The sequence below is a fragment of the Mariniflexile gromovii genome, assembly GCF_017814435.1.
Taxonomy (GTDB): Bacteria; Bacteroidota; Bacteroidia; order Flavobacteriales; family Flavobacteriaceae; genus Mariniflexile; species Mariniflexile gromovii.
The window spans coordinates 106321-120283 of the sequence record NZ_JAGJCB010000011.1; the positions used below are offsets into that span (position 1 = coordinate 106321).

Here is a 13963-nt window from a genome sequence, read left to right on the forward strand (position 1 = left end):
TTGTGAATTTGTGGTGTTAATTTTTTAACGGTGATGACCATGCTAAATTAACAAAAGAATATATAATCTTGTAAAGGTTGCATATTTAATGTTTTTAAATAAGCCCTTATTTCTTTTTGGGCTGTTTTATTGGCAACGGTAACAATGCTTTGAGGGTTTTGTATGTTGGAAAGAGCATTAAAATCCTTCATAGTTTTTCCGTAAATGGCTTTGCCTATTTTTTTTGGGTTATCGCAAATCCACTCGAAAGGAATATCTTTTTCCAATAAAATACTTGCCATTAGTTTTCCTTTGGTGCCAGCGCCCCAAATAGTTAAGGTTTTTTCTTTGTTGTAATCAATCTCTAAAAAGTGGAGCAGCTTTAATTCGGTAAAATGGTTTTGCGCATAATGGATGTGGGTTCTGGAAGTTCGGGTGCTGTAATCGCGCCATTGGTGTAGTACCACATCACAAGGAATACATTTAAAGTTATGTTTGTAAAAGCGGAAAGTTAAATCGTAATCTTCGGGGTAGCGGTGTGGGTTAAAAGCATCACAAGCTATCAAATCGTTTCTATGCAGCATCCAACAGGGCGATGGTATGACGCATTCCTTATAAATTTCAGAATAATTAGTACCTGTTTTTGTTAAGTTGTTTAGCCAAGTTTCATAGCTTTTATAGCCTTCACCAACGCCTGTTTCACTAAAATATTCCACCAAACCAACGGCTACATGTTTTTCGCCATGCGTTATTAAGTTATTCAGCAAAATTTCCAGTTTGGTTGGTAGCATGATATCATCGCTATCCATTCGGGTTATATAGTCGCCTTTACTTTGCTTAAAAGCGCATTGTAACGCATCAATAATACCGCTTCCTGGGTTTTTCAACAACTTAATTCGGGGCTCTTTTTCCGCGAAAGCGTTAACAATATCAAAACTATTATCGATAGAGCCATCATCAACAATAAGTAATTCCCAATGTGTATAAGTTTGGTTTAAAATAGAATTTATACATGCGCTTAAAAAAGGTGCTGTATTTTTAAAAGGTGTTAAAATGCTTATTAACGGTTTTTGCATGCAGCGAATATACATAATTAAGCTTTTTAACAAAACCTTAAGATGTGGATGCGTAACATAATAGTAATTTGGGCGTCAATTACAAAGAACTAAAAAAATCATTAATGAATACTAGAACATTTGCCGCTTTATTTGCGGGTATCATCTTAGCAAGTTGTAGTGGTACAAAAGCATCGGGTAACGATTTAGCTACAAGTTTACCTATAGAAACTTCCATAAATTTAACTAAAGTTGAAAACGATAAAGCGCCAGTTACTATAAATCCGGGGCGTTTTACGGTTGAAACTGTTACCTACCATTTGCCAAAAGTGGTTCAAGGGACGTATTCGGTAAGCGACTTTGGGAAGTATATTGACGATTTTAAAGCTTTTGATTACAAAGGAAACCCAATGCCTGTAACCAAAACGGATGTTAATACGTGGGTAATTAAAAACGCAAAGCAGTTAGACAAAATAACGTATTGGGTTAATGATACCTTTGATATGGAAGAAGAAGGTGGCATAGGAAAAGAACAACCGTTTTCACCATCGGGAACGAATATAGAACCTACCAATTACGTACTTAATTTACATGGTTTTATTGGGTATTTTGATGTGTTGAAGAACAATCAATATAAATTAGATGTTACTGCACCTGCCGATTTTATTCGTACTTCGGCATTACAAAATACAGGAACTAAAACCAGTGAAGATGGTAACAGCATAACCACAAGCTATTTAGCTACCAGATATTTTGATATTACCGATAACCCAATGATGTACGGTAATTTAAGTGTTGAAGAGTTTGAAGTTGGGAATATCAAAATCGTATTAAGCGTATATTCACCAAACAAAGTACATTCTGCGGCATCCTTAAAGGAAACTGTTTATAAAATGATGCAAGCCCAAAAAACGTTTTTAGGCGATATCAATTCAACGCCACGTTACGATATTTATTTGTATTTATCTGAGGAAAAAGAAGAGTCTCCTAAAGGGTATGGTGCTTTGGAACATCATACATCAACAGTGGTTGTTTTACCAGAATCTATGGATGAAGAAGCTCTTGCTGAAAGCATGGTAGATGTAGTATCACATGAGTTTTTCCATATTGTAACACCTTTAAGTGTACATTCTGAAGATGTGCATTACTTCGATTATAATAACCCTACCTTCTCAAAACATTTATGGATGTATGAGGGTGTAACCGAATATTTTGCAAATCTATTTCAAGTGAATCAAGGCTTGATTGACAACAATGAGTTTTACAATAAGATGATGGATAAAATTCAACGTTCAAGAAATTTGAATGACGCTATGAGTTTTACCATTATGAGTGAAAATATTCTAAAAGAACCATACAAGGACCAATACCTAAATGTGTACCAAAAAGGGGCATTAATTGGTATGTGTATTGATATTTTAATGCGTGAAGAAAGTAACGGACAAAGAGGTATTTTATCTTTAATGAAAGAACTATCAAACAAATACGGAAAAAACAAGCCGTTTGAAGATGATAAACTTTTTGAAGAAATTTCAAAAATGACCTACCCATCGGTACACGACTTTTTAACTACACACGTTGCGGGCGATATTCCTATAAACTACAACGAGTTTTTCGAAAAAGTAGGATTGGAAATTGGCGAAGGCAAAGTTGAAACCAACTATATTTTAATGAACGGAGCACCCATAGTAAGTGGCGATCCACAATCTGGAGCCATATTTTTTACTGATAAAGTGTTAGAAAATAGTTTTTGGGCCGATAATGGTGCACAACCAAACGATATTATAAAAACCATAGATGGTACCGACCTTACCATACAAAACGCCAACCAAGTTTTGCAAGGTGTATTTATGTGGAAACCAGGTAAAGATGTTGAAGTGAAATTGGTAAGGGATGGTAAAGAGGTGGTTATTAAAACCAAAACAACACCAACGTACACAACAGGTGAAGGCATTATGGAAAAAGCCGATGCTACCGAAGCTCAAAAAACCTTACGTGATGCTTGGTTAAAAGGCTAATTTATTTAAATTGAAAATATAACAAACCCTGGAAATTTTAAATTTCCAGGGTTTTTGTTTTTAATATATAGAATCTGTCAACGTTTTCATAAAAGCAATTAAATCTGTAACTTCTTGCTTGCTAAGGTTTAGTTTATCTTCTGGCAATGTTTGAAGTTCCAAATTAAAACCAAGTCCGTTGCCACCACCTCTGTTATAAAAATCTATTACTTCCTCTAGGGTGTTAAATACACCGTTATGCATGTAAGGAGCTGTTTTTTCAATGTTCCTAACAGTGGGTGTTTTAAAAAAGTGTTTTCTTTGTGTAGTTTTAAAAACCATATACCTACCCAAATCGTCATTAATTTCAGCATGAATCGTATCATTTGTTTTTGGTACACCTATCAATTCCATTTCCGATTCTTTATAAGCAACAGGAACAGTTCCATTAAATAGTGGAGGGAAGTGGCATGTAGCACATTTTCCTTTACCGTTAAAAATGTTATATCCATTAATTTCAGAAGTAGTTAAAGTGTTTTCTAAACCATTCATATTCTTATCAAATTTAGAATTGAAAGGTGTTAAACTTCTGATGTATGTGGCTATGGCATTTCTAACGTTATCTTGTGTGATGCCTTCATTATATAATTTTGAAAAGGCATTTGTATAAGTTTTGTTCGATTTTACGGTAGTTTCAAGATGTTTTAAATCGGTATGAAACTCGTTTGCATTATTTACTACTTCCACAATTTGTCCTTCTAAGCTTCCTGCGCGATTGTCATAAAAAAAGCTTTGTTGTAAAGCGGCATACAATAATGTGGGGCTATTACGGGTTACACCGGTGGAAATCTTTTTACCATCGGTAAAGTATTTTTCTGCTTGATGGCATGTAGCACAGCTTATGCTGTTGTTTTTTGATAAGGCTTTCTCATAAAACAGCATTTCGCCCAATTCTACTTTTTCTTGGGATATGGAATCTACTTTTTCATTTGAAAAATAATTCATATTAAATGTTTTGTCTGAAAAAAGAGAAGCCGTTTCGTAATTAATGGCTTTTTTAAACGGAAATGTAATTTTCCAATCGGTTACGGTTTGTTTCCAAAGACTTAACGCATTGGTAGTATGTGTTTTTGTAAAATGGTACCTGTTAAATGATACAAAATCACTTTTTAAATTACTAATAGAAGTATTTAATTCAGTTTTCCATTCGGATAAAAGTGATTCATCAGAAAATTGATTTTTAAATAATTCTAAGATAGCGATGAGGCTTTTATATGAGTACTGTGCTTCTTCCAAAGAGTTTTCGGTTGGGGAATCAAAACCAGTAATACCTGTTAAAGAGGTTCTAATAATTTGGTCTCTTAGCATCCAGAGTATATGATGGTTTTTTAAAAAATTAAAATTTGTATTGTTCTTTATAAAATTAATTCTGTTTGAAGTTAATTTCGCATGTTTAGTTACCGTTTGTATATTAAAATCATCCGAGAAAATATGTTCTTCAAGTACTTGAAATCCGGTTGGATCTAGTATTTTAACATCTGTAAGGTCCTCTTCTTCAATCTTTAAAATATTAGGTTGATTTAGAAATTTATAATTTTCTGAATCAACAAAGGCTAAAATAGGCTCAATCCATTTGAATTCCTTTCTAGCTTTAAGATATAAAGATTCAATGTCATTTTTGTTGGATGACATTGCCATACTATCTAACTGCGTTTTAATGGTATTTAGAGAATTCAGATAGTTTTTTTCTAATATTTGAAACTCGTTTTCAATAGGTTGTGTTTTTTTTGATTCGGAATTACAACCACATACCAGTAATGATAAGAAGAGGCTTATGAAAACATAAGCCCCTTTTTCTTTAAGATAAATCATAAAAATTGATTGTCTTTTTATTTTTCTAAACCTTTAATTACAAAAAGTGTACTACCTTCTTTTGTACTGTTAAGCACATTTGAATTTGCAGTAGGATCCGTAAAAGCAGAACCATCGGCAGGCTGCCAACCATGGTTTTGGGTAATTAATAGGAATGTTTTGTCTTTGTCTAAAGTTTCAGAAACATCAATCATACCGGTAAGTTCCCAAGAATTTGATGTGGTGCCATACCCTAAAGCAGCAGCATTGTTTTGGTCACATTCCAATACTACTTTTAAGTTTTTAGATTTGATGTTGTATTGGTATAAATACGCATAATGTGCTTTTTCTGGAGTATCAGGATAGCCATTTGGGTCTTCTTGAATATATACATAGTTTTCTGTTACCAATACGTTATCTGGACTATGGAATGCCTTTGCTTTACCATCAAGTATATCCCCATCAAGAACACAAGAAATTTTTCCTTTTAACGGATTGTTCTTATCTAATTTTATTTGGTAAATTCTACCGTAGGTAGTTCCTTTTCCAACAAGTCCAGCTTTTTTTCTACCTGTAACAGCCACATACAACTCTCTGTTGTTTTCGGCAGAACCTCTTCTCCAATCGATATCTTCAACTCTAGAGAACCCCATAATACCTTTAGCTTCAGATTCTAGTTGTAATTCATCCAATGTTCTTTCTGAATATTCAACAAATTCAACATTGTATGATTGTCCTTCTTTCATATCCACTTCATAGTTAATACCAGGACTGGTTACTTTTAAACCATAAAGTTTTCCTCCGTATAAATCGCCTCTGTTACCAACATACATGGCTATTTGACCTTTAGGAGTATTATCGTCACTAGCATCTTCACCTATAATAACTACTGTTTTCCCTGGGTAGGCATCTTTATTTAAAGGCACCGCATTTTCTGTAGCCCATTGCCCCAAAGCGGTAAGCATCTCAAAACTGCTTGCATCATTAGTGTTTTTGAATGGATCTACGGAGTAAACACCTTGTCTAGAGCCACCCCATTCACCAGCTGATAACCATAGTGGACCAAAACCATGCTCTTCAGGTGTAATTAAGGTGCCAGAACATTGTGCTGTATTTGCAGTTGCAGTGGCATTTAAGATGTATTCACCAGCTACGGGTTTAAAAGTTTTGTCTAAAGTTATTCTGGCAACGGAATAATCTGCTTCTATATTATTAATTAAAGTGAAAGTACCATCGTTGTTTTTTAACAAGCCAGCACCATCGGCCATACTTCCATAAATAAAGTTTGGAGAATTTTCAAGTACATCTTCAGAAGATAGCAACACATTAACCGAAAGATTTTTAAAACCAGGTTTAAGGTCTAAAAAGTTAGGGGTGATGGAATGATCTTTTAATTCAACAGAATTACGGCCATTATTATTACCGCGACCCGACGAAAAAAAATCGTTAATTTCACAAGAAGTTAATCCTGCACATGCCAATAGGCTTAATAAAATTGTTTTTTTCATTTTTAATTTTTTGGATTGATTAATTATGAAATAAAATTACCTGTTATTATCCTAGGGCATGTTAATTAAACTTTGGGTTTAAATGAAGGTTCAGTTAACTAAATGTTAATGAGTTAAACTTAATATTAAGTTGTATAGATACTAAAACCCTTCAAACACACCCAAACCAAACAAGGCAAAATCATATTTTACGGGGTCATTGGCATCCAATCTTCTTAAAGCAGTATCCAGTTCCAACAACGCTTTGCCATCATTTTGTTTTCTTTTTAATAGGCCTAATTTGCGCGCCACGTTTCCAGAATGTACATCTAAAGGGCAAGACAGTTGAGCAGGAGAAAGGCTGTTCCAAATACCGAAATCTACACCGGTTTTATCGTTTCTAACCATCCAACGTAAAAACATGTTTATGCGTTTAGCAGCCGAATTTTTCAATGGGTCGCTAACATGTTTTTGGGTTCTTGTCAAATGTTCTACTTCAAAAAATGTGGTTTTAAATTTTGAAATGGCGTTTTGAACCGAATGGCTTTCGGCATGTTTTGCAAATACAGCTTCCAGTCCGTTATGGTTTAAGTAGATGTTTTTTAGGCAGCTTATAAATTGGATGGCATCATCGCCATTAAACGTTCTATGAACAAAAGGTTGTAGTTTTTCCAAATCGCTGTCTTCATGATTCAATATAAAATCATAAGGCGAACTATCAAGCAGTTCCATCAACCGTTTGGCGTTATTAATAATGCTTTTTCTATTGCCCCAAGCAATGGTAGCGGTTAAAAAACCAGCTATTTCAATATCTTCTTTTATCGAGAATTGATGTGGTATTTGTATTGGGTCGCTTTCAATAAATTTCGGGTTGTTGTATTCCAATACTTTGCTATCTAGAAAGTCTTTCAGTTCGTTTTTGTTCAATGTATTCCGTATTAAAATTCAAAAATAAGGCAATTTTTTACTTTTTATGCATCAAATTTTCAGTTTAAATTATAGTCAATCAAACACTTAAAAATTATTATTTAGATTTATTCTAAATAATTTGCAATATCTAAAAGTTGTATATATTTTTGCGTTAAAATTTATTATTTATATTAAGTCTAAATAAAAACAAATGAAAAAACAACTAACCATCATTCTTTTTTTATCTTTAAATATGTTTGGTTTTTCGCAAAGCGGAACCGTTAAAGGTATCATTAAAGACAGTAATAACAGCTCATTATTTGGGGTAAACGTAAGTGTTAAAAACACCACGAAAGGCAAGCAAACAAACGAAAATGGTGCTTTTGAAATTTCTAACTTTCAAAGTGGCCATTATGTTTTGGCTATTTCATACTTAGGGTTTAAATCCAAAGAAATTCCTTTTAAAGTAAACTCAAGCGAAACCATCGATTTAGGAACCATCATCCTTTATGAAGGTAACGAGCTTTTAGAAGAAGTCGTTATTGATACCGAACGAAAAAACAAGTTTTCAAGAAAGCAAAGTGCTTATGTTTCTAAAATGCCTTTAAAGAACATTGAGAATTCGCAAGTTTACAACACCATAACCAACCAATTATTAATTTCCCAATCGGTTAATACCTTTGAAGATGCCTTAAAAAATGCCGCTGGTATTACTAAATTATGGTCTTCAACAGGTAGAAGTGGCGACGGTGCCGGTTATTATTCCAGTCGTGGTTTTGCTGTACAACCGCAATTGGTAAATGGTGTTGCAGGTATTACAAACGGCTTTATAAATCCTTCAAACGTAGAACGTGTAGAAGTTATAAAAGGGCCTTCTGGAACTTTATTCGGTAGTGCCGTAACATCTTATGGCGGATTAATTAACATCATTACAAAAAAACCATATAGTGGTACAGGTGGAGAAATTACACTTGCTGGTGGTTCTTACGATTTTTCTAAATTAAACGCAGATGTTAATGTAAGTGCAAACGATAAATTGTCTTTGCGTTTTAATGCAGGTTTTCAGCAAGAACATAGTTTTCAGGATGCTGGTTTAAAAAAATCGGTATTTGTAGCACCTTCAATTTCATATAAAGTGAACAATAACCTAGCGCTAAACTTTTCATATGAAGCTTCAGGAAACGAGCAAACCAACGAAACGTTTTTGTTTTTAAACCGTTATGATACTTTGGCGTTCAATTCAATTGAAGAGTTGAATTACGATACGAATTTATCGTTCACAAGCAACGATGTAACTATTGAAAACATTACCCAAAACTACCGAGGTGAAGTTGCTTGGAAACTTTCAGATCAATGGTCGTCTCAAACATTAATTTCAGGTGGTTTAGCAAAATCTCAAGGATATTACACCTATTTGTGGAACGGGTCCGATGTATTTTTCAGCTTATACGCCCAAGATACCGATGCCAGAACAAAAACGCTTAATTTACAGCAAAACTTTACTGGCGCATTTAAAATTGGCGATTTACAAAACAAATTATTGGTTGGTGTAGACTACTTAAACTATAATATTATTGACAACAGTTCCAATTGGGGGTATTTGCACACTATAAACCTTGATGGTGATTTGGTTTTAGGAGAACCCGAAATAAATGAAGAAAATTTAAGCAATGCTTTATCGGGGTTAGGGTATGTTGATAGTGATATCCGTCAAAATATTTTTGGCGCATACATTTCGGATGTGATAAACATTTTACCATCATTATCTGTTATGGGAAGTGTGCGTTATGATAGATTTGACTACCAAGGCGATAGGAAAACAAATGCCGATGATGAGACTGAATTTACCGAATCTACATTCTCGCCCAAATTCGGAATTGTATTTCAGCCTATTCTTAATGAATTATCGGTTTTTGCAAACTACCAAAACGGATTTTCTTATGTAAACCCGCAATATATCACAGATTTCAATACAGGTGAAATTTCTTTGCAAGCGTTTGATGTAGAGCAAGCCAACCAATTTGAAGCCGGTGTAAAAACTAATTTATTCAACAGTAAATTAGAAGCTACTTTAAGCTACTACAACATAAATGTGGATAACAAATATTATTGGGCTACCAAAACCCAAGATTTGGAAATTAACAGTCAAGGGATAGAGTTGGAGGTAAATGCAAATCCTATTGATGGTTTAAACATTCACTCAGGATTTAGTTATAACGATTCTGAAATTACAAAATCGCCTTCTGCTACGTTTTTAGAAGGAAATCGTTATGGTGAGTCTGGTCCGGAAATAACCTATAACTTTTGGGCAGATTATAAATTCTTTAAAAACTTTGGGATCGGTGCTGGTTTTAACGGGCAAACAGAATACGATACCATGGTGGGCTACAAAGAAGTAACAGGTAGTTTTTTCATACCAGGTTATACTATTTTTAATGCTTCTGCCTATTATGAAAATGATACATTTAGAATCAGCATTAAAGGAAATAACCTAACAGACGAAACTTATTTTTCTGGTTGGAGCACGGTAACGCCTCAGCAAAAACGTGTGTTACTAGGTACATTTACATATAAATTTTAGTTTAATTAAATAAATAAAGGCAACCTTTTGGGTTGCCTTTACCCGTTTAACATGGCATTTAAAAAAAGCATTCTTTGGCTACACAAAATTTTAGGATTGGCAACAGGTCTTGTTGTTTTTGTGGTGGCAATTACTGGTTGTTGTTGGGCTTTTAAAGAGGAGATTGAAAGTCTTTACCTTGATGATTATATGGTTGAAATCCAGAACAAACCCATTTTAACCCCAACCCAAGTTAAAACCATTGGAAGTACAGTATTTCCTAACAATACGATTCACGGTGCTATTTTCAATAACAGTAACGAAGCCATTGAAATCATTTATTATGATGCTGAACCAGAGTTCTATCACAGTGTGTTTTTAAACCCGTATTCAGGTGAAGTGATGCATGTGGAAGACCATCTTTCCGGATTCTTTGCTTTTATTTTGAAAGGACACATGCGTTTATGGTTTCCAAAAGAAATTGGTGAGCAAATAGTAGGGGCGTCAATTTTGATATTCATATTAATCATCATTTCAGGTTTCATTTTATGGCTTCCTAAAAAGCGAAAAAACTTAAAGCAACGCTTAAAATTTATGTGGAAACCTACAACACGATGGAAACGAAAAAATTTCGATTTACATGCCATTGTTGGGTTTTACATTTGTTCACTTGCATTCATTTTAGCATTTACAGGTACGATAATGTCCTATAACTGGATGAAATATGTGGTTTACAAAACAGCTGGTGGCGATAAGGTGCCTGGGTTTATCATTCCAGAAAATGAAAGTGAAACGTCTTTAGATAGCGAAACGTTGGCGATTGATAATTTAATAGTAAAATTGAAACAAGAATTACCAAATGCCCTAAGTTACGAGCTGCATTATCCAGAATCAGATTCGTCGAGTGTTTATGTAGAGGTTTCGAACAGTAAAGATATATTTTATGATACCGACTTCCGTTTTTACGACCAAAACACGTTGGAAGAACTTGAAACGCCAGGGGTTTACGGTAAATACAAAGATGCCAAAGTTGCCGAAAAAATACTTCGTATGAATTACGATATACACATAGGTGCCATTGGAGGTTTACCGGGAAAAATTATAGCATTTTTGGTTAGTTTACTTACTGCTACCTTGCCAGTAACTGGTATTCTATTATGGTACGGCAGAAAATATAAAAAGGAGAAAACATTAAAAATAATCGATGAACGGTAAAATTTAACTTTGAAATGAAAATTTTAAAAGTCAGAATATACTAAAATCAAATTTATAGCGTTATTTAGCAGAAACAAATTAACGTCATATGAAGAAAATTATAGTCTCAATTCTTGCTCTTTTTTTTATGAGTTGTGAAGAAGAATTACAAAAAGCAGTTGATTCTGCGGCAGCTATTGAAGCCTTAAATGAATATGCCATAGTGAATAAAGTCTTTCAAGATGCAGGCAATAATAGTGGTGATGCTGTTTTAAGTTCAGAAGATTCAGCATCAAGTTCAAAAACCAGTCAAACAAAAGCTGATGGTCCAATAATAACCATTGAACCTTTTGATTTTACTACCTTTCCTAAAACCATAACGGTTGATTATCAAGATGGTGTGTTAGGTAAAGATGGTATTACCCGTAAAGGAATTGCCACCATTGTTTCAACCAATTGGTATGGAGTAGAAGGCAGCCAGCATACTACCACTTTTAATAACTATTACCATAACGATTACAAAGTTGAAGGTACTCATGTAGTGAATAACTTAGGAGAAAATGGTGATGGCGATTTGCAATACAGCGTTACCATCGAAAATGGAAAAATCACTACAAGTACAGGTAAAAGCATCAACTATGTTGAGAATTCAACCAGAACTTGGGTAGCTGGATCTGATACACCACTTAATATTTGGGATGATGAATATATGCTTGATGGCACACAATCGGGTGTAAGCTCTAAAGGCGTTGAATATACATTAACTATTGAAGAATCGCTTCATTTTGTATTGTTGCCAAGAGATATTGAGTCCGGTATTTTAGATGTTAGCGTTGGAAATATTGACGATATCAAATTAAATTATACCACTAAAATGATTACTATATTTGGGAAAGAGTATCCATTTGGTAATTAAAAGTTTTTACTGTTAAATTTATAAAAGGGATTATTACACGCTGTAAATAAGCTGTAATAATCCCTTTGTTTATTTTTAATTTATTCTAATTAAAAAGTTAAATTCGTAGTGAGTTTTATTATAATGAAGCATTCCAATCGAATTTTACCTTTAATTGTTTTTTCCCAGTTTTGTTGTACCTCATTATGGTTTGCAGGTAATGGTGTTATGGGAGATTTGATAAGTACTTTTAATTTGAAAGCCTCCGCACTAGGGCATTTAACTTCAGCGGTTCAGTTTGGTTTTATTTTTGGATCATTTTTATTTGCACTGTTAACTATTACAGATAGATTTCCGCCTTCAAAAGTGTTTTTTATTAGTGCAGTAATAGGGGCTATTTTCAATTTGTGTATTGTTTTTGATGGAAACAGCTTCAAAAGTTTATTATTGCTTAGGTTTTTAACGGGTTTCTTTCTTGCTGGTATATATCCAGTAGGAATGAAAATAGCTTCAGATTTTTATAGAGAAGGCTTAGGGAAATCACTTGGATTTTTAGTAGGAGCACTTGTTGTTGGAACCGCTTTTCCTCATTTGTTGAAAGGTTTATCAGATGTTATTTCTTGGAAATTAGTCGTCTACTTTACTTCCATTTTAGCTGTTTTGGGTGGCATGCTTATGTTGCTATTGGTTCCAAATGGGCCATTTAGAAAACCTATTACCAAGCTAGATTTTTCAATTATTTATAAGGTGTTTAAAGTACCTAATTTTCGTTCGGCTGCTTTTGGATATTTTGGACATATGTGGGAACTGTATGCTTTTTGGGCATTTGTTCCAGTTTTACTAACTAGTTATGCGATGATAAATCCTAAAACTAATTTTAATATTCCTGTTTTAAGTTTTGTTATCATTGCCTTGGGCGGAGTAGCCTGTATTTGCTCAGGTTATTTATCTCAAATATTTGGCTCCAAAAAAGTAGCAGCCATTTCACTTGCCTTATCATGCCTGTGCTGTTTACTGTCTCCTTTATTTTTTATGTTCGATTCAGAAATTATTTTTGTAGGGTTTCTTATTTTTTGGGGTATGGTGGTTGTAGCCGATTCGCCATTATTTTCAACCTTGGTTGCTCAAAACGCGCGTCCAGAACATAAAGGTACCGCTCTAACTATAGTTAATTCAATAGGTTTTTTAATTACAATAATTAGTATACAGCTCTTAAATAGTTTAAAGAGCATTCTAGTAGTAAATTATCTATTTATTATATTGGCAGTAGGTCCTATGTTAGGATTGATGGCTTTGTGTATAAAGAAAAAATCAGTTAACAATCTTTCCATCAACCATAGTTAACTTTCTATCGGCTAAATTTGCAAGTTCTTCGTTGTGGGTTACAATCACAAAAGTTTGTCCAAATTCATCACGAAGTTTAAAAAACAAACTGTGTAAATTTTCAGCAGATTCACTATCCAGGTTTCCCGAAGGTTCATCGGCAAAAATTAAATCTGGGTTGTTTATAAGTGCTCTAGCAACAGCAACACGTTGTTGCTCACCACCCGAAAGTTCGTTGGGTTTGTGGTTGTAACGGTGCGATAAGCCTAAAAAATCCAGTAATTCTTTAGCACGTTTTTCGGCATCATTCTTTTTAGTGCCTTTTATAAAAGCGGGCAAACACACATTTTCTATAGCGGTAAACTCAGGTAATAATTGATGGAACTGAAATATAAACCCAATATGTTCATTTCTAAATTTGGCTAAAGCCTTATCGTTAAGCGAATTTATATTGGTGTCGTTTATAGTCAATTGAAAGTTTTCTTTTGAAGAGGCTCTATCTAATGTCCCCAAAATTTGGAGTAATGTAGTTTTTCCAGCACCCGAAGCCCCAACAATGGATACAACTTCGCCTTTTTTTATGTGAATATCAACACCTTTTAAAACCTGTAAATCGCCGTAATATTTATGAATGTTTGTTGCTTGAATCATAGCTTGTAAATAATGTTGTGAAAATACTACTTTAAGCCGTTCTGTACAATTAAGAATCGTTT

The 13963-nt window shown here is 33.9% G+C and carries 10 protein-coding genes; 5 read left to right on the forward strand and 5 right to left on the reverse strand.

The window, feature by feature from the left end:
- Positions 1-47 precede the first annotated feature (47 nt).
- Positions 48-1055 (reverse strand): glycosyltransferase family 2 protein, encoded by a 1008-nt coding sequence (locus J8H85_RS12180; protein WP_209655508.1) that lies wholly within the window; start codon positions 1053-1055, stop codon positions 48-50.
- A 104-nt stretch (positions 1056-1159) separates the two neighbouring features.
- Between J8H85_RS12180 and J8H85_RS12185 the strand changes: the two genes are divergently transcribed.
- On the forward strand, positions 1160-3052 hold the full coding sequence (locus J8H85_RS12185) for a M61 family metallopeptidase (protein ID WP_209655481.1): 1893 nt from the start codon (positions 1160-1162) through the stop codon (positions 3050-3052).
- Positions 3053-3112: 60 nt separating this feature from the next.
- Here J8H85_RS12185 and J8H85_RS12190 read toward each other — a convergent pair whose 3' ends face one another.
- The 3 genes from J8H85_RS12190 to J8H85_RS12200 form a co-directional block, all read right to left on the reverse strand.
- Positions 3113-4903 (reverse strand): cytochrome-c peroxidase, encoded by a 1791-nt coding sequence (locus J8H85_RS12190; RefSeq protein ID WP_209655482.1) that lies wholly within the window; start codon positions 4901-4903, stop codon positions 3113-3115.
- A gap of 17 nt (positions 4904-4920) precedes the next feature.
- A complete protein-coding gene (locus J8H85_RS12195) occupies positions 4921-6390 on the reverse strand; it encodes a PhoX family protein (protein ID WP_209655483.1) in 1470 nt (489 codons plus the stop codon).
- 141 nt (positions 6391-6531) lie between these two features.
- Entirely contained in the window at positions 6532-7296 is a 765-nt protein-coding gene (locus J8H85_RS12200) for a TIGR02757 family protein (protein ID WP_209655484.1), read from the reverse strand.
- Between the two features lie 193 nt (positions 7297-7489).
- Between J8H85_RS12200 and J8H85_RS12205 the strand changes: the two genes are divergently transcribed.
- The 4 genes from J8H85_RS12205 to J8H85_RS12220 all read left to right on the forward strand — a co-directional run bounded on the left by J8H85_RS12205 (position 7490) and on the right by J8H85_RS12220 (position 13271).
- Positions 7490-9859 carry a TonB-dependent receptor gene (locus J8H85_RS12205; protein WP_209655485.1) on the forward strand — a complete coding sequence of 790 codons (2370 nt, stop codon included), beginning with the start codon at positions 7490-7492 and terminating at the stop codon, positions 9857-9859.
- 51 nt (positions 9860-9910) lie between these two features.
- The gene (locus tag J8H85_RS12210; protein WP_209655486.1) at positions 9911-11053 is read left to right on the forward strand and encodes a PepSY-associated TM helix domain-containing protein; all 1143 of its coding nucleotides are present in this window, start codon (positions 9911-9913) and stop codon (positions 11051-11053) included.
- An 88-nt stretch (positions 11054-11141) separates the two neighbouring features.
- Complete coding sequence (locus J8H85_RS12215) at positions 11142-11948, forward strand: hypothetical protein (RefSeq protein ID WP_209655487.1); 807 nt, start codon at positions 11142-11144, stop codon at positions 11946-11948.
- Positions 11949-12071: 123 nt separating this feature from the next.
- Positions 12072-13271, forward strand: a complete 1200-nt coding sequence (locus tag J8H85_RS12220) for an MFS transporter (RefSeq protein ID WP_209655509.1) — start codon at positions 12072-12074, stop codon at positions 13269-13271.
- Here the strand turns inward: J8H85_RS12220 and J8H85_RS12225 are convergent.
- Positions 13239-13901, reverse strand: a complete 663-nt coding sequence (locus J8H85_RS12225) for an ABC transporter ATP-binding protein (RefSeq protein WP_209655488.1) — start codon at positions 13899-13901, stop codon at positions 13239-13241. The two genes, J8H85_RS12220 and J8H85_RS12225, sit on opposite strands and share 33 nt — an antisense overlap.
- Positions 13902-13963: the final 62 nt, after the last annotated feature.

What these genes read in the sequence shown, in the direction of transcription:
- J8H85_RS12180 (WP_209655508.1), bottom strand. Translation starts at nt 1,055, where the DNA reads ATGCAAAAACCGTTAATAAGCATTTTAACACCTTTTAAAAATACAGCA.
- J8H85_RS12185 (WP_209655481.1), top strand. Translation starts at nt 1,160, where the DNA reads ATGAATACTAGAACATTTGCCGCTTTATTTGCGGGTATCATCTTAGCA.
- J8H85_RS12190 (WP_209655482.1), bottom strand. Translation starts at nt 4,903, where the DNA reads ATGATTTATCTTAAAGAAAAAGGGGCTTATGTTTTCATAAGCCTCTTC.
- J8H85_RS12195 (WP_209655483.1), bottom strand. Translation starts at nt 6,390, where the DNA reads ATGAAAAAAACAATTTTATTAAGCCTATTGGCATGTGCAGGATTAACT.
- J8H85_RS12205 (WP_209655485.1), top strand. Translation starts at nt 7,490, where the DNA reads ATGAAAAAACAACTAACCATCATTCTTTTTTTATCTTTAAATATGTTT.
- J8H85_RS12210 (WP_209655486.1), top strand. Translation starts at nt 9,911, where the DNA reads ATGGCATTTAAAAAAAGCATTCTTTGGCTACACAAAATTTTAGGATTG.
- J8H85_RS12215 (WP_209655487.1), top strand. Translation starts at nt 11,142, where the DNA reads ATGAAGAAAATTATAGTCTCAATTCTTGCTCTTTTTTTTATGAGTTGT.
- J8H85_RS12220 (WP_209655509.1), top strand. Translation starts at nt 12,072, where the DNA reads ATGAAGCATTCCAATCGAATTTTACCTTTAATTGTTTTTTCCCAGTTT.
- J8H85_RS12225 (WP_209655488.1), bottom strand. Translation starts at nt 13,901, where the DNA reads ATGATTCAAGCAACAAACATTCATAAATATTACGGCGATTTACAGGTT.